At 64.1% G+C, this 17,254-nt stretch carries 11 protein-coding genes; 3 read left to right on the forward strand and 8 right to left on the reverse strand.

Features of this window, described 5'->3' with window-relative positions:
• Nucleotides 1–284 precede the first annotated feature (284 nt).
• From ACFSNN_RS08485 to ACFSNN_RS08495, 3 genes are all read right to left on the reverse strand, one after another.
• Nucleotides 285–1,457, reverse strand: coding sequence for a porin (locus ACFSNN_RS08485; RefSeq protein ID WP_134465381.1), 1,173 nt, complete (start codon nt 1,455–1,457; stop codon nt 285–287).
• Nucleotides 1,458–2,137: 680 nt separating this feature from the next.
• Nucleotides 2,138–3,205 carry a catalase family protein gene (locus ACFSNN_RS08490; protein WP_134465380.1) on the reverse strand — a complete coding sequence of 356 codons (1,068 nt, stop codon included), beginning with the start codon at nt 3,203–3,205 and terminating at the stop codon, nt 2,138–2,140.
• A 200-nt stretch (nt 3,206–3,405) separates the two neighbouring features.
• Complete coding sequence (locus ACFSNN_RS08495) at nt 3,406–4,092, reverse strand: hypothetical protein (RefSeq protein WP_134465379.1); 687 nt, start codon at nt 4,090–4,092, stop codon at nt 3,406–3,408.
• A 173-nt stretch (nt 4,093–4,265) separates the two neighbouring features.
• Here ACFSNN_RS08495 and ACFSNN_RS08500 point away from each other — a divergent pair, with 173 nt between their 5' ends.
• On the forward strand, nt 4,266–4,493 hold the full coding sequence (locus ACFSNN_RS08500; RefSeq protein WP_134465378.1) for a hypothetical protein: 228 nt from the start codon (nt 4,266–4,268) through the stop codon (nt 4,491–4,493).
• 73 nt (nt 4,494–4,566) lie between these two features.
• Complete coding sequence (locus ACFSNN_RS08505) at nt 4,567–5,400, forward strand: ABC transporter substrate-binding protein (protein WP_134465377.1); 834 nt, start codon at nt 4,567–4,569, stop codon at nt 5,398–5,400.
• A gap of 32 nt (nt 5,401–5,432) precedes the next feature.
• Here the strand turns inward: ACFSNN_RS08505 and ACFSNN_RS08510 are convergent, their stop codons facing one another.
• The 4 genes from ACFSNN_RS08510 to ACFSNN_RS08525 are packed head-to-tail and all read right to left on the reverse strand — an operon-like array spanning nt 5,433 to nt 14,628.
• Complete coding sequence (locus ACFSNN_RS08510) at nt 5,433–6,938, reverse strand: efflux transporter outer membrane subunit (RefSeq protein WP_134465376.1); 1,506 nt, start codon at nt 6,936–6,938, stop codon at nt 5,433–5,435.
• Complete coding sequence (locus ACFSNN_RS08515) at nt 6,935–10,255, reverse strand: efflux RND transporter permease subunit (protein WP_134465375.1); 3,321 nt, start codon at nt 10,253–10,255, stop codon at nt 6,935–6,937. Before ACFSNN_RS08515 ends, ACFSNN_RS08510 begins: the two co-directional genes overlap by 4 nt.
• Nucleotides 10,252–13,377 (reverse strand): efflux RND transporter permease subunit, encoded by a 3,126-nt coding sequence (locus tag ACFSNN_RS08520; protein WP_134465374.1) that lies wholly within the window; start codon nt 13,375–13,377, stop codon nt 10,252–10,254. Before ACFSNN_RS08520 ends, ACFSNN_RS08515 begins: the two co-directional genes overlap by 4 nt.
• Nucleotides 13,378–13,392: 15 nt before the next feature.
• Nucleotides 13,393–14,628, reverse strand: a complete 1,236-nt coding sequence (locus ACFSNN_RS08525; RefSeq protein ID WP_134465373.1) for an efflux RND transporter periplasmic adaptor subunit — start codon at nt 14,626–14,628, stop codon at nt 13,393–13,395.
• A gap of 422 nt (nt 14,629–15,050) precedes the next feature.
• Here ACFSNN_RS08525 and ACFSNN_RS08530 point away from each other — a divergent pair, with 422 nt between their 5' ends.
• Nucleotides 15,051–15,272 carry a hypothetical protein gene (locus tag ACFSNN_RS08530; protein WP_134465372.1) on the forward strand — a complete coding sequence of 74 codons (222 nt, stop codon included), beginning with the start codon at nt 15,051–15,053 and terminating at the stop codon, nt 15,270–15,272.
• Between the two features lie 33 nt (nt 15,273–15,305).
• On the opposite strand, the gene ACFSNN_RS08535 is transcribed toward ACFSNN_RS08530, so the two are convergent.
• Nucleotides 15,306–17,141: an ABC transporter ATP-binding protein gene (locus tag ACFSNN_RS08535; protein ID WP_134465371.1), complete on the reverse strand. Its 1,836-nt coding sequence runs from the start codon at nt 17,139–17,141 to the stop codon at nt 15,306–15,308.
• Nucleotides 17,142–17,254 lie beyond the last annotated feature (113 nt).

The following is a 17,254-nucleotide window of genomic DNA, read 5'->3' on the forward strand; positions in this document are numbered from 1 at the left end:
CGCCGTTCAGGTATTTGCCGGCTGAGCCCACTGTCAGCCGTTTCATGATCGGTACGCTGTTCGTGACGCTGCAAGGCGCCGCGCATTCGGGACGTTGACCAAGAAATTCACCGTGCAGGGCCGTTCCACCGGCACGGCGATTCGTATAACACCTCGGTCATGCTGTTTGGCGGGTGGCGCCGTCCTGTATCTCGATGGTGGCGCGTTTCACGAACGCGCGCTTCATTCCATCGAGCTATCTGTTCGGCGCCGGGCCGCTGGCGATCACGCTGGTGTTCGTCACGCTAGAACTTATGACGAATGCCGAGGCTGACGATTTCCTGCGTGCGCGAATCTCCCGTGAAGCCGTAGTCAGCCACCGACGCCACCGCGGGTTGCAGCTGCTGCGGCGGCGAACTGCGCGGATTGCGCTGCGTGCCGCTCGCGCGCTGCCAGGCACCGACCAGGTAGAGGTCCGTGCGCTTCGACAGGTTGTAGTCTCCGCCCAGCGAAACCTGGTTATACGATGCGGACGTGTCGCCCGAGCCGTGCGTATAGGTATAGCCGAGACCTAGCAATGCAGCCGGTGTCACCTGGTAGCCCAAATAGCCGCCGGCTACGTTGTAGCGCTCGGTGGAGGCGAAGGTCGACGCGCCGTCCGGTTTGTATTGCGCATTGCTGTAACGCGCGCTCGCCGTGAACGGGCCGGTGACGAATTGCACGGCAACCGAAGCGATGCCGATCGACTTCGCCGTTGCGTATGCGCCGTTGACGATGGAATCGATCGTGCCGTCAGACGTGCTCGTGAAGGAATTGTTCGGCCGTATGACGCCCGAGTTGGCGTTGTTCATGCGGATGTAGCCTGCTGCCACGCTGAACGGACCCGTTCCGTAAGTTGCCGCGCCGGACCACGTTTGCTGCGAACCCGTCTGGCCTGCCACGCCGCCGAACGCGTACATGCCTTCGAACTGGAAACCCGACCACGTCGGCGAGGTGTACTTGACCGCGCTATTCGTGCGCGAACTGTTGTCGTTGTTGTCGACGTCGCCCGGAGTCGTGAATGTGCTGCCAAAGTAGTTGTCAGCCGTTAGGGGCTGAACCAGATCGACGAGCGGGTCATATTGACGGCCAAGCGTCACGGTACCGTAAGCTTGATGCGCCAGGCCGACGTACGCCTGACGGCCGAACATGCGGCCGCCCTGACCCAGGGTGCCGTTGTTGATGTCAAAGCCGTTTTCCAACTGGAAGATCGCCTTCAGGCCGCCACCGAGATCTTCCGTACCCTTTAAGCCCCAGCGGTTGCCCTGCAGGTTGCCGCCGGCCAACTGGTACAGGTTCTTGCCCTGAGGATTGGCGTTGTGCACGAACTGGAACGCCTCGTCGATGACGCCGTAGAGGGTAACGCTGCTTTGTGCATGTACTGCGCCGGTTGCGCTGAGCAGTGCAAGCGAGAAGGTAGATAGAGCGATTCGTTTCATCGATTTCTCCACGCAGACGATTAGTGTGCCGTTGCGAAACTGAGCGTAACCCCACACCTTCGGATACCGAAGCAAAAACGAAAAGTTTGTCGCGAAATTCTGACACTTTTTTGCGCACGGATTTTGCTCCAGGATCAAATCGAGAGCGTATGCGTGTGCACAAAAACATCCCGTAAAAATTCTGCAGCTGTTTCATTGCAAAGGCGGGTTGTGCACGCTGCTCGACGAGCGATCTTGTCTTGTTGGATCACGGCGAACAAAGACCCGAAAAAGTGTTCGATACAGTCAGACATCGCCGCTCATCGATTTCACTAAACACTTTCGTGTTAAAGATCAAAGCCAGTTTATTTTCACATGGTTAGGAGCGCTGAGAGCGTAAGCGCATCCGGCCTGGCATAACCCATGCGTTGGCGGCGGCGGGCGCGACAGCGACCGGTTGCGTGCTTTCGCCGCGGCGTTGGCAATATTGCCCGGCGCGTCGTGGACGATCTATCAGCGCGCCAGTGGCGACGCAACTGTGACGCGGGCATGGATCAACGGGTTGCTGCAACCGGAAGGCGCGGCGAGCAACCTGTCGCAGACGCTTGCGCGCATTGGTTTGCGTACGAGCTTTTGACAAGGCAGCGGCGCGCGGTCTTGTCGCGAAGCTTCGCGATGGTCCACTTCGTTGCTTGCGGCTTTCACACCGGCCCGATGCACCGGCGCGCTTCCTCGCTCGACAAGACGCCGCGGTCCTTGCGATTCGCGGCGCTGGCCGCGTAGACGTCCTTGCGGGCGTGCGTGATGCCGAGCGGTTCGAAGCCGTTGGCCGGGTTGAATGCCATCTGGTTGATGCGCGCTTCGTCGTCGGCGGAAGGCAGCGACGCAATCTCCAGCACGCCGATCGCAATCGGCGTCCCCGCCCATACCACCGATGCATCGTTGACCGGCGTGCTTTCTTCATCCACGAAAAACTGCGCGCAGAGTTGCCACTTGAGCGGCGCTTTTTTCAGGCGGTTCAGCAGGTCTTCGCGCAGATAGTCGTCGCCGTGACGTTCGCCCTCGGTGCCTGGCGGCGTCGCGTCTTCGGGTTGCAGCGAGTACTTGATGGCCGCGGGTCCGAGCTTCACGACCGAGCCCCAGAAGCGCTCGGTCGTCAGGCTTTCGACGGAGTGCAGCGTCGTTTCCTTCGCCAGGATCGCAACGATACGCGCCGTTTCGACGGGGCCCAGCTTGCCGCTCAACAGTTCGATCGACGCCTGCTCCAGAGCCCCAAACGCGCCCCTCGCGATCTGGGCGACGAGGATATCGGCGAAATCCATGAACTGCACCGCGTTTCGCGCGTGCGAGCGGCCGCCCTCGTTGGTCATGAGGAGGTCGGTTTCAATGCCTTGGGCGGTGAAGAACTTGATGGCGACGCCGCGAACGTCGGCGGCCTGGTCGGAAAAAGGACAAGGCTGTCCGTTCGAAAAACGGCAGGCGACCCGATAGCAAAGCGAGCGTTCCAACTCATCCTGTTTCGCGAAAGGGCCATGCTTGAGCGCAGTGGGTATCGTTTCGAAGATGCGCAGCGTGCCGAAGGCGCCGAGCGTTTGCTTCTGATGCTGGCCGCGGTCGATGCGTCCGTCAAGATGAGTCGCGCTGCTCGCGGCAATCGTCGCCTGCTGTGCCTTGATTTTTTCGACGAGCAGTGCGATCGCCTGAGCATTGTCGGGCTGGTCGATCCAGCCGGTGCCGCGTTCTGCCATGTCGGGGGAGTCGTTGGCCATGCTCGTCCTCCATCAAGGGTCGCTGCGATGGGATTGCGTCCAAGTCTGCGCCGGGATAGAGGTCGTTCTGCTGCTAGAGCGCATGGATGTGCACTACATCGTAGACTACGGCGCAATCGAACGCATCATGATAGCGTCAGGATGGAACGCGCGCGTGAGCACGACGATCATCGTGCGCGAACGAGTGGCGATTCACCCGTTTAGTGCACGCCCGACGGATTCGGCGGCGGCAATGCCGGATCGAGCTTGGCGGACTCTCTCACGAGTTGTTCCGTCATCGCGGCCCCGACCGCGTTCGAGCCGCGATGCGGCTGATCGTCGTGCACGAAAGCCTGGGGACCGGGCGGTGGCAGCGCCGGATCGAGCTTGGCGGATTCCCTGACGAGTTCGTCCGTTGCCGGGGACGAGACCGAACTCGAATCGCGACGGTGCAGACTGTCACTGCCGCGAGTGGGTTGCACGACGGTGGCTGTTTTTGAATCGTTGCCGGCCAGGACGGTGGCCACTGCGGGCGTTTGCACGGTTTGCGGGCGCGGTTGTGCTGGTTGCGCCGGCTGCTGCGGTAATTGCGCGACGCGCTGCGTCGACGGTTCGGGCGCTGGTGCAGGTGCTGGTGCGGAGGCAGGTGCAGACGTGATGTGTCCCTGCGCGGATTGAGCGGGGATTTGCGCGGCGACGCGCGCGGTGTCATCCGCGTTTGCACCCGGAGACGGCGCGCCGTTTGCATTGCTGGCATTCACCTGCAGCGTGCCGGACTGAACCTTGTCCGAAGCCAGCGCGGCGGAGCCGTCCGCAACGGCTGCGGGATCGCGGGTCGACGGATCACTTTTGGGGGACAGTAGGTAAACGGCGAATGCGACTTCTGCCAGCACCAGACCGACTACCAATGCTTTTCCGATATTCCTCATAATTAGCCAACGGGTGCTCGAAGCGATGCGATCGCACATGATAACCAACAGCCCGCCGGCGTTTTGTAACGAGAGGTATGCGGAAGTAACCGGAATATTCGGCGCACAGCGTGCTAGATTGAACTTATCGCGCCATCAACGGAGTTGTTGCCATGGATACGCATTCGATTCTGGGCATGATCCACGCCGAAGAGGCATTGCTGGTCTCCATCGTGCGAGCGTTGCCACCGGACGTGCGACGCGCGGTCGCCAACGATTTCCACGAGCAGGCGCAACTCGCAGAGACCTCGCATCTGAATCCCACCACCGACCGCGAGGCGAGCGACGCGTTCAAGGCTCACATCAGACGGCTGTCGAATATGCTTGCTTCGCTATCCTGAGGAGACGGGGGATGGTCCGGGAATGCCTGCATGCCCTATAACAAACTTCTAAAGTACGGAGCGACACAGCAGCATGCTTAGACTACTCACATCCCTCCTGGTATCCAGTGCGGTCTTGCCCGCATTCGCGCGACCCATCGACACGAACGCCGTGCAAGCCGCCACGTCAAAACCCGCCGGCGCATCGATGGCCGCCGTATTCGCTCCAAGCGGCACACTGCGCGCGTCGATCAATCTCGGCAACCCCGTGCTGGCCGCGCTCGATCCGGCGACGGGCCAACCCGTCGGCGTATCCGTCGATCTCGCCACCGAATTCGCCAAACGGCTCGGCGTGCCGCTGCAACTGGTGGCGGTGAAATCGGCGGGCGCATCGGTTGAGAATGTCGAGCAGGGCAAGGCCGACATCGGCTTCTTCGCCGTCGATCCGAAGCGTGGACAGGAAATCGCTTTCACGAAGCCGTACGTGCTGATAGAAGGCTTTTATCTCGTGCGCGACGGTTCACCCATCACCACGAACGAGCAGGTCGATCAAACCGGCGTGACGGTCGCGGTCGGCAAGGGCAGTGCCTACGATCTGTTTCTGACGCGCGAGTTGCACCACGCGACACTGGTCCGCATTCCGACTTCACCCGCGGTCGTGCAGGGCTTTCTAGACCAGCATCTGGACGTAGCCGCCGGCGTCAAGCAACAACTCGAGAAAGACGCGGCTGGCGAAAACGGGCTGCGCATACTGGATCAGCGCTTCATGGTGATCCGTCAGGCGATGGGCGTGCCCAAAGCAAAAGGCGATGACGCCGCGGCGTACCTGTCGAAATTCGTCGACGACATGAAGGCGTCCGGCTTCGTCGCGGCGTCGCTGGCGCGGCATCAGATCGCCGGCGCGGTGGTGGCGAAAGAAAACGACTAGCGTCGCAAGCGAACAGATCGGCGAATCAGGGCTTAGGGCGATGCATTCTGTTGCCCCGGCTTGCGTGGGTCTTTCAATTCGCTGTCCGACCAGCCGCCTCCCAGATCGCCGATCAACGACGCCGCATCGAGCAAGCGCGTTTGCTGCACGTTCAACGCGGTTTGCTGGAGATTCAGTTGAGTGGCTTGCGCAGTCGCGACCGTCGTAAAGTCCACCGTCCCCGCCTGATATTCATTGCGCGCGATCTCGGTGCCGCGCGTCGCGTCGCGCACCGCGCGCTCCAGCACCTCGGATTGCTGCGCGAGGATGCGCAAGCCGGCCAGGTCGTTCTCCACGCCCTGAAACGCCGTCAAAACAGTGCCGCGATAACTGGCCACTGCCGCTTCATACGAAGCTTTTGCCGCATCGACCTGCGCGCTGCGCTGCCCGCCATCGAACAGCGTCTCGCTCGCCTGGCCGCCCAACGACCACACATAGTTGCCGATATGCAGCAGGCCGGCCAACGGCGACTGCGTGAAGCCGTCGAGCGCCGACAGCGAAATCGTCGGGTAATAGGCGGCGACGGCCACGCCGATCGCGGCGTTCTGCGCCGCCATCTGGCGCTCGGCGGCGGCAATGTCGGGCCGGCGCTGCAGCAGCGTGGACGGCACGCTGACCGGAATGGACGGCAGCGTCGGCAGCGTGGTGTTCTGGGCGATGTCGAGCTCTTCCGGATTCTTGCCGACCAGCACGGCGATCGCATGAACGTTCTGCGCGCGCGCGACGCCCAGCGCGATCAGACTCGATTGCGCCGACTCCAGTTGTGTCTGCGCGCTCACCAGATCGGACGGCGGCACCGTGCCGGCTCGGTCCTGTTCGGCGACGACGCGCAGCGATTGCTGGAACGCGTCGACCGTGTGAGTGAGCAGATCGATATTCGCATCCGTCACGCGCAGATCGATGATCGCGTTCGCCAGCGCGATCTGTTCCGAGAGCGTGGCGTTCGCGAGCGTCGCCTGACTCGCTTGCGCGGTGGCGGCGCTCTCCTCGATATTGCGGCGCACGAGGCCCCACAGGTCGGGCGCCCAGCTGGCGTTGGCTTCGAGCGAGCCGGCGTTGTTGATGCGCTGAAAACTGCTCGCGCCCGCAAGGCCGCCAAGCGAGTTGCTGAAATTGCCGGTCGACGAACGTGAGCGGGTCGCCGATCCGGTCACGCCGATCGTCGGAAACAGGGCGCTGCGCGCAAGCCGCACTTCGGCCAGTGCCTGCTGGTAGTTCGCATAGCTTTGGCGCACGGTCTGGTTCGAGACCGACACGAGCGGTTCGAACTCATCCATGAGCGGATCGTTGAAGCCTGTCCACCAGTCGCCTTTTGGCGCCTCGGCGGCGGGCTGCGCCTCGGTCCAGCCGGGCAGTTCTTTCCACGCGGCCGGCGTCGCGACGGGCGGGCGATGATAGTCGGGGCCGACCGTGCAGCCGCCTGTCAACACAGCCGCTAACACAGTCGATAACACCAGCGTCGCGCCGGCCAGTCGGGTGGGGGAGATCGTCTTCATCATGCGCTCGTATCCGGTGCTTCGCCGCGGCGATTCCACGGCAGGCGCGCGGACCATCTTGCCAGTCTTGCGCGCAGCCGGTCGAGATACAGATAAATCACCGGCGTCGTGTACAACGTAAAAACCTGGCTGACCAGCAGGCCGCCCATGACCGTCACGCCGAGCGGCTGGCGCAGCGACGCGCCCTGGCCGATGCCGATCGCGAGCGGCACGGCGCCCAGCACAGCGGCGGCCGTCGTCATCATGATCGGGCGCAGACGCACGACCGCGGCCTCGTGAATCGCATCGCGCGCGTTCATGCCTTCGTGGCGCTGCAACTGGATCGCGACATCGACCATCATGATGCCGTTTTTCTTGACGATGCCGATCAGCAGAATGATGCCGATCATCGCGATCACCGAAAAGGGCGTGCCGAAGATCAGCAAGGCCAGCGTTGCGCCGATGCCCGCCGACGGCAGCGTCGACAGGATCGTGAGCGGGTGCACCGTGTTCTCGTACAGTACGCCGAGCACGAGATACACCACGACCAGCGCGGCGAGAATCAGTAGCGGCACGGCGCCCATCGACTGCGCATACGCTTGCGCGGCGCCCGCGAACGCGCCATGCACCGATGCGGGCATGCCGATGTCGCGCTCGGCCTGCGTAATGATCTGGCCGGCTTCGCTCAGCGATCCGCCCGCGGGCAGATTGAACGAGACGGTGCCGGCGACGAGTCCGCTCTGGTGGTTCACCTGCGTCGCGGTGTGGCTGTTCGAGAAGGTCATTAGCGCGGCGAGCGGCACCATGGTTTCGGCCGCGGTACTGTCCGCGCTGCCGCTCGAATTGCCGCCCTTGCTGTTGGAGATGCTGTTGGTCTGCTGGTTCGCTTCGGCATCGGCGTTCAGCGAATTCGTGTTCGCGCTGGCGCTCGACGCGCTGCTGAGCGCCGCCGGCTGCTGCACGGCTTTGACGGTAGCGCGCGACATCTGCGTCTGCTGCGTGCCGTTCGCATTGCCGGCGGCGGCGCTCAGGTAGATCTGATTGAGCGCTTGTGGATACTGCCAATAGGCCGGCGCGACTTCCATCACCACGAAGTACTGATTGAGCGGGTTGTAAATGGTCGACACGGTGCGCTGGCCGAAAGCGTCGTACAGCACGTTGTCGATCTGGTTCGGCTGAAAGCCATAGCGCGTGGCGGTCGCGCGGCTGAAGTTCACATAGGTCTGCAAGCCGTTCTGTTGCAGGTCCGAGTTCACGTCTTCCATCTTGCTGCGATATTTGCCCAGTTCGGTCACGAGTTTCGGCACCCACGTGAAGAGCGCGTTCGCGTCGTCACTGGTGAGCGTGTACTGATATTCGGCTGCGGCCTGGCGTCCGCCGATTTGCAGATCCTGCTGCGCCTGCAGGAAGAGCCGTGCTCCGGAAACGGCGTTGAGCTTTGGCCGCAAGCGGTTGACCACTTCGGTCGCCGATAGATGGCGTTGCGCGAGCGGCTTGAGTTCGATGAACACGTTCGCGGTATTCAGCGCACGACCGCCGGTGAAGCCCGCGACCGAGGCCACCGCCGGATCCTGCTTCACGATCGACTGCAATTGCGCGAGCTTTTTTTCCATGGCGCTGAACGAGACGCTTTGATCGGCGATGATCTGCCCGATCAGAATGCCGGTGTCCTGCTCCGGAAAGAACGTCCCGGACAGAAGCCGCGCCAGAAACACGTTGGCCACGAGCAGGCCGATCAGCAGCAGGACGACCGCGAGCGCATGGTCGAGCGCCGTCGCGAGCGAGCGGGAATAGGCCTGCTTGAAGCGCTCGAACTGCGCCTCGATCCAGCGGGCCCAGCGCGCCTTTGAATGCATCGCGCGTTCGTGGCTGAGCAGGTAGGCGCACATGACCGGCGTGATGGTCAGCGAGATGATCAGCGACAAAATGATCGCGATGGATAGCGTGACCGCGAACTCGTGGAACAGCAGCCCGACAATGCCGGGCATCAACAGGATCGGCAGGAATACCGCGATCAGCGAGAGGCTCATCGAGATCACGGTGAAACCGACCTCGGCGCTGCCGCGCAGCGCGGCTTCTTTCGGCTCAAGGCCAGCTTCGAGATGACGCACGATGTTTTCCAGCACCACCACGGCGTCGTCGACCACGAAGCCGGTCCCGATGGTCAGCGCCATCAGCGAGAGATTGTCGATGCTATAGCCGAGCAGATACATCGGTCCGAACGCGCCGACGATGGACAGCGGCAGCGCGACCGCCGGAATCAGCGTGGCGCGCGGCGACAGCAGGAACACGAACACCACGCCCACTACCAGCAGCACCGCGATGAACAGCGTGCGCTCGGTATCGGCCACAGAGGAGTTCACGGACTCCGAGCGGTCGATGGCGACGTTCACATGAATCGCGCTCGGCAACGCGGCCTCGATGATCGGCAAACGTGCGCGGATTTGCCCGACTGTCTGCACGACGTTGCTGCCCGGCGTCGGATAAACGATCACGAGCACCGCCGACTTGCCGTTATAGAGCCCGGCATTGCGGATGTTTTCATTCGAATCGCGCACCTGCGCGACGTCGCGCAGCAGCACGGGTGCGCCGTCACGATAGGCGATCACCACGTCGCGATACGGCGCGGCCTTGCTGATCTGATCGTTCGACGTGACGACATAGCGCTGTTCGCCCTGATCGACATGGCCTTTCGCGCTGTTCGCATTGGCCGCGCCGATCGCCGCGCGCACGTCTTCGAGGCCGATGCCGTAGCTGTTCAGCTTGCCCGGCTCCAGCTCGACGCGCACCGAGGGCAATGCGCCGCCGCCGAGCGTGATCTGCCCGACGCCGGTGATTTGCGACAACTGCTGCTGGATCACGGAATCGGCGGAGTCGTAGAGCTGGGCTTTGGTCAGCGTGTCGGAGGTCAGCGAGAGCACCATGATCGGCGCGCCGGCCGGGTTGTACTGGCGATACGTCGGATTGCTGCGCAGCGTGGTCGGCAGATCGGCGCGCGCGGCCTGAATGGCGGCCTGCACGTCGCGCGCCGCGCCGTTGATGTCGCGGTTCAGGCCGAATACCACGATGATCAGCGACGAGCCCACGTAGCTGATCGAGGTGAGCTGGTTCACGTCGGCGATGGTGGCGAGGCGCCGCTCCAACGGTTCGGCAACCGTGGCGGCCATGATTTCCGGACTCGCGCCGGCCATGTTCGCCTGCAGCGCGATCACCGGAAAGGCGATGTTCGGCAGCGGCGCCACCGGCAGGCGGAAATAGGCAAGCGCGCCGGATATCAGGATCGCGAACGCCAGCAGCGCGGTCGCGACCGGGCGCCGGATGAAGAGCGCCGAGATGTTCACGGCGCGTTCTCCGGCGGCGCGGCGGCGCCGTCATTCGCGGCGTGGCGGCGGTTCTTCACACGCTGCGCGAGGCGGTCGAAGAACAGATAGATCACCGGCGTCGTGAACAGCGTCAGCACCTGGCTGAGCGTGAGCCCGCCGATAATCGCAAGGCCCAGCGGCCGGCGCAGTTCGGAGCCGGTGCCGGTGCCGAGCAGCATCGGCAGCGCGCCGAGCATGGCGGCGAGCGTGGTCATCAGGATCGGCCGGAAGCGCAGCAGCGACGCTTCGAAGATCGCTTCGCGAGGCGGCTTGCCGTGCACGCGCTCCGCTTCGAGCGCGAAGTCGACCATCATGATTGCGTTCTTCTTGACGATGCCGATCAGCAGCACGATACCGATGATGCCGATCACGTCGAGATCGCTGCCCGCGATCATCAACGCGAGCAAAGCGCCGATGCCGGCCGAGGGCAGGGTCGAGAGAATCGTCACCGGGTGAATGTAGCTTTCGTACAGCACGCCGAGCACGATATACACGGCGACCAGCGCGGCGATCAGCAGATACACCTCGCTGGAAAGCGAATCTTCGAACGCCTGGGCCGCGCCCTGGAACGAGGTCGTGATGGACGGCGGCAACTGCACCGCTTTCTCGGCGTCGCGGATTTGCGCCACGGCGGCGCTGAGCGACGCGTCCTGCGCGAGGTTGAACGAGATCGTGACGGAAGGGAACTGCGCGAGGTGGCTGATCAACAGCGGCGATTGCGTGATGCTGATCTTCGCGATGCCCGACAACGGCACCTGCCCGGTGCTGCTGGTTTGACTCGGCAAATACAGATTGCCGATCGATTGCACCGTGGGAATCGTCTCGGGTTTCGCCACCAGAATCACGCGGTACTGATCGGACTGCTGGAAGATGGTCGAGACGATGCGCTGGCCGAGCGCGTCGTACAGCGCGTTGTCGATCGTGGCCGCCGTGATGCCGTAGCGCGCGGCAAGCTGACGGTTCACTTCGACGTTCACGCTCAGGCCGTTGGTGTTCAGATCGCTCGTGACGTCCGTGATCGCGGAAATCTGCTTCATGCGCGCGATCAGCGCGGGCACGTATTGATTGAAAGCCTGCTGGTTCGGCCCGCGCAGCACGAAGTTGTACTGGTTGCGCGAGATCGAGGTGTCGAGCGTCAGGTCCTGCTCGGGCTGCAGATAGAGGCGAATGCCGGGCACGTCGGCGACTTCCTGCTGGATGCGGCGGCCGATTTCGTCGGCGGTGATCGAGCGGTCGTCGCGCGGGCGCAGATTGATCAGGAAGCGGCCGTTGTTCAGCGTCGGATTGGTCCCGTCGATGCCGACGTACGAAGTCAGCGACACCACGTCGGGATCCTTCAGAATCGCGTCGGCGAGGGCGCTTTGACGCTGGACCATGGCCGTGTACGACACCGAGTTGTCGGCCACGCTGATGCCCTGAATCACGCCGACGTCCTGCACCGGGAACAGTCCCTTTGGAATCACGATGTACAGGATCGCGGTGAGCGCGACGGTAATCAGCGCGACCACCAGCGTCAGCAACTGGTGATCCAGCACCCAGACGAGGCCGCGCCCGTAGGCGGCAAGCGTTTTGTCGAACAGCCCTTCGCTGATGCGCTCGAAGCGGCTCGGATGACGTTGCGCCTGGGCGCGCAACAGCCGCGCGCATAGCATCGGCACGACGGTCAGCGAGACCACCGCCGAGATCACGATGGTCACCGCGAGCGTGATGGCGAATTCGCTGAAGAGCCGGCCGATCACGCCGCCCATGAACAGCAGCGGAATCAGCACGGCGATCAGCGAAACCGTCAGCGAGAGGATCGTGAAGCCGATCTGGCCGGCGCCTTCGAGCGCGGCTTCGAGCGGCGTCTTGCCTTCCTCCAGATAGCGCACGATGTTCTCGATCATCACGATCGAATCGTCCACGACGAAACCCGTGGCGATGATCAGCGCCATCAGCGAGAGGTTGTCGATCGAATAGTTGAACTGGTACATCACGGCGAGCGTGCCGATCAGCGAGACCGGCACGGAGATGCTCGGAATGATGGTGGCGGGCACGTTGCGCAGGAACACGAAAATCACCAGCACGACCAGCACGACGGCGAGCACCAGTTCGAACGCCGCGTCCGAGACTGAGGAGCGGATCACGCCCGTGGTGTTCGCCACCACGGTGACTTGCAGGCCGGCGGGCAGCGTCGATTCGAGCGCGGGCAACTGCTTCATGATCTGGTTGACGGTGGCGATCACGTTCGCGCCCGGCTGACGCTGCACGTTCAGCACGATGGCCGGCGTGCGGTTGTACCACGCGCCGCGTTCCACGTCCTGCGCGGCCTGGCTCACGCGCGCGACGTCGCGCAGATACACCGGCGCGCCGTTCTGATACGCGATCACCGTGGCCAGATAATCTTGCGGGTCGACGATCTGATCGTTCGCGTTGATCGTGTAGTCGAGCTCCGGACCGTCGAAGTTGCCTTTCGGCTGGCTGACGTTGACGTTCGCGAGCAGCGTGCGCAGATCGTCGAGATTCAGGCCGTAGGCGGCGAGCTTCTGCGGGTCCGCTTCGACGCGCACGGCCGGCACGTTGCCGCCGGCAGTCGTGACGAGACCCACGCCGGGCACTTCGGAAATCTTGGTGGCGAGGCGATTGTTGGCGGTGTCCTGCAACTGCGTCAACGACATGGACTTCGACGTGACCGCCAGCGTGAGGATCGGCTGATCGGCCGGATTGACCTTCGCGTAGGTCGGCGGCGCGGGCAGGCCGGCCGGCAGAAAACTGTTGGCGGCGTTGATCGCCTGCTGCACGTTCTGTTCGGCGATGTCCAGATTCAGCGAGAGATCGAATTGCAGCGTGATCACCGACGCGCCTTCCGAACTGTAAGACACCATCTGCTGCAAGCCCGGAATCTCGCCGAGCTGGACTTCGAGCGGCGCGGTGACGGTGGTCGCCATCACGTTTGGACTCGCGCCCGGGTAGAACGTCTGGACCTGGATGGTCGGATAATCGACATCGGGCAGCGACGAGACCGGCAGGAAGCGCACCGCGACCAGACCCACGAGCACGAGCGCGATCATCAGCAGCGACGTCGCCACGGGTCTCAGGATGAACAGGCGGGAGAAGTTCATCGACAGGGCGGCGTGCTATGAGGCTGTGGATGCCGCGTTAGCCGCGGACGCGGACCCGGACGGCGCCGCCGGCGTTGCACCCGAAGCAGCCGCAGCACCTGCAGCCGGCCGCGCCGCCGACGCCTTGATCTTCACGCCGTCGCTCAAGCGATCCATGCCGTCGGTGACGACCACGTTGCCCGCGGCGAGCCCCGCCGTGATCACCGTATGCCGGCCGTCGCCCGGCCCCAGCGTGACCTTGCGCACCGATACCGTATTGTCGGCGTTGACCAGATACACGTAATCGCCGGGCGCGCCGCTCTGCACCGCGGGCGTCGGCACCAGCACCGCGTTTTGCAGCGTGTCGACCAGCAACCTGACGTTGACGAACTCGTTGGGAAAGAGCGCCTCGTCGTCGTTGGGGACGGTCGCGCGCAGCGTGACGGTGCCGGTCGCGGTCGCCATCTGGTTGTTGATCGCGTACAGCGTGCCGGTCGCGATCTGCCGCGAGTTGTCGCTGCTGAACACCGTGACCGGCAATTGCGCGCCGGCGTTGACGCGCTGCAGCACCTTATCGAGCGCGGTTTGCGGAACCGTGAACTGGACGGTGGTCGGCTTCATCGTCGTGATGACCGCGATGCCGGGTTGACTCGACGCCGTCACGTAGTTGCCCGGGTCGACGAGACGCAGCCCGACCCGGCCCGATACCGGCGCGGTGATGTGGCAGTAGATCAGGTCGAGATCGAATTGGGCGATGTTGGCTTCGTCGGCCTTGATGGCCGCCTCATCCTGCTGGACGAGAAACTTCTGGTCCGCGTAGGTCTGCTCGGCGATCGACTTATGCTCGTTCAGTTGCGTATAGCGCGCGAGATCGGCACGCGCCTGGGCGAGCGCCGCCTTGTCCTTGGCGAGTTGCGCCTCCGCTTGCCGCTTGCTGATTTCGTACTGGCGCGGGTCGATCTGCGCGAGGAACTGGCCTTTCTGCACGTCCTGGCCTTCGCGATAGCCGACGGCGGTCAGGTAGCCGCTCAGTTGCGGCAGTACGGTGACGGTGGCGACGGGCGTCACGGTGCCCAGTTCGCTGAGCGTCTCCGGCATCGGTCCCGTGGTGGCGGCGGCGACCGTCACGACCTGGGGCGCCACGGCGGGCTTGGCCGGCTTCGAGCGCAGCACATGAAACGCCGCCAGCGCGATCAGCGCCAGCACCACGATTGCGAGCACGATGCGGCCGCGCCGCGGATGCTTGACCTGGATTGCCGGCGCTTCGCTCATGACGGTCTCCCGCCGGACCCGTGGCATCCGGCGAACGGCGTCGATGGACGGCCCGGCCAATTGCTGTCGAAGAGCGTCATAAGAACTCCCAGGATGGGGCATCGCCGTTGCCGGCGACAGGAATCCAGACAATCACGACCAGAGTCTATCCGAGTGTGGAGCTAATTCTCACGACCGTGCCTTGACGGGCGTTTCGATTTGTTACGACCGGGCGGGCGTGGCGCCGTGCCGTCCGCCCAGGCGCGAGCGCGGTCATGCGGAAAAAAGTAGCAACGACGCGGGCCGTGACGGGGGAACAAGAGCGGCATACGCTTGCTGCCGACGTGTAACCGCGTAACTAGGCGCAACAGAACCGTAGCCTGAATGTCGGGCTCGCGAACTAGCATGACGGCATTGTCCAGTCTCAACCGACGAGGTGACCGATGCTGAGCCATCATGAACTCGCGACACTGCTGCGTCTCGCCGACACGGGTCGGCGTGCGGAGGCCATCGATTCCGATGTGCTCGCGCTGAGCCGATACGAGCTGATCGAAATAGACCGGCGCGAGGAGGGCGTGATAGTGAGCGGCACGTCGACGCTGCGGCTGACGAACCGCGGCCGTGAACTCGTGCGCCGTCTGTTTGGCGAGGGTGGTGGCGCATGAAGGAAAGAGCTTGCGCCGTCGCCGGCGTCTCGCTCACATCAGATCGGGGCGCGGTGCGGGCGTGCGTCTGATCTGCCGCGCCAGCGTGTCGCGATAGATGCCCGGCACGGCGGCCAGCTCGGCCGGCGTGCCTTGCTGAACGACGCGGCCGCGGTTGAGCACCACGATCCGGTCGAACGACTGCAAGGTCGACAGCCGGTGCGCGATCGCGACCACGGTGCGGTGCTGCATGAGCCGTTCGAGCGCGGCCTGAATGGCGATCTCCGATGCCGTGTCGAGCGCGGAGGTCGCTTCGTCGAGCAGCAGGATGGGCGAGTCTTTCAGAATGGCCCGGGCGATCGCGATGCGCTGCCGTTGTCCGCCGGAAAGCTTGGCGCCGCGATCGCCCGCGATGGTGTTGAGCCCTTCGGGCATCGCGTTGATGAAATCGAGGCAGTAGGCGTCCTCGCACGCGCGGCGCACGTCGGCCTCGGTAGCGTCGGGGCAACCGTAGCGGATGTTGTCCAGCAGCGAACGGTGAAACAGCGACGCGTCCTGCGGCACGACCGAGATGGCGCCTTGCAAGCTCTGCAGCGTGACATGCGCGATATTCTGGCCTGAAATGCGCACGCAGCCGGAGTCCGGCTCGTAGAAGTGTTGAAGGAGCGCGAGGATGGTCGATTTCCCCGCGCCCGAAGGCCCGATCAGACCGACGCGCTCGCCCGCGCCGATATGCAGGTTCAGACCGGTCAACACCGGGCGGCGGCCCGGATAAGCGAACGTCACGGTTTCGAAGTCGACGGTGGCTTGCCGGACTTCGAGCGGCGTCGCTTTGGTCGGCTCCGGCATGGCGTGCGGGATCAGCAGTGTCTGCGAGGCTTCGCCGAGCCGGGCGACATACTGCGTCAGATCGACGAACGCCACGGCAATGTCGCGCGAACCGTGCAGGATCGAGAAACCGAGCGAGCCGACCAGAACGACGTCGCCGGTCGTCGCGCGCCCGACGCTCCACAGCCAGACGGTCCACCCCAGCACGCCAGCCGACAGAATGCAGATGGCGAAGGCGTGCAACAGGCGCAGCTTCTCGAGGTAAAGCAGGCTGCGCTTGCGGGCATCGCCTTCGGCGGCGAGCAGGGTGTCGAAGCGGCGCCGCTCGAGCACCAGCGCGCAGAACGCGCGGACCAGCCCCATATTGCCGATCACGTCCACCAGTTCGCCGTCGACCGAGGCAGCCTGCGCGGCGAACGCCTCGTGCCGGGAGGTGCCTTTGCGGGCCAGCAGGAACAGGCAGAAAGCCAGTCCGGCCGAAATGCCGACCAGCGTGAGGCTCATGGGAACGCTGACCGCGCCGACCATGACGATGGCCCCGATCACGGTCAGACACGGCGGCAAGGCCGTCCACGCGACCGTGTTTTCGATCACGTACACCGCGTTGGCCGTCGCCGAGATCCGGCTGGACAGTACGCCGGGCTGCTTGTCGGAGAAGAAGGTGGGGGCGTGCACCGTGAGATAGTCGAACATCTCGCGCCGGATGTCGCCCGTCACGGCCACGAACGCGCGCGCCGAGACCCAGCCGGCGATGCGCCAGAACAGATTGTCGGCGACGATCAGCGCGACCAGTACGGCAAACGCATGAATCACGTGTTGCGGATGCGCGCGGCCGCCCGGCAACGCGTCGACCAGATTGCGGATCCCGTATTGCGACCCCAGCGCGCAGCCGACGGCGGCCACGACGCTGGCCAGCACAACGGCGTGCGCCAGCTTGCGGCGCGCCACGTAACGCCAGATCAGCCGGATCGGCCGCCCGGCGTATCGCGACAGCACGCGGGACTGCCGCCGTCTGCGCACGCGCCCGGCCCGGCCTGCATCGCCATCGTTGGTCAGTTCCATGACACCGCTTTCCCTAGTGGAAGTGTCGGGCGTTCATGCTGTGCGATCCCGCGGCGCAGGCGACAGCGGATCAGTCCGGCTTTGTCCGCTCGCAAGCACCGTGCCGCTGCACG

Origin of the sequence: Paraburkholderia dipogonis (assembly GCF_042680985.1) — a bacterium.
Lineage (GTDB): Bacteria > Pseudomonadota > Gammaproteobacteria > Burkholderiales > Burkholderiaceae > Paraburkholderia > Paraburkholderia phytofirmans.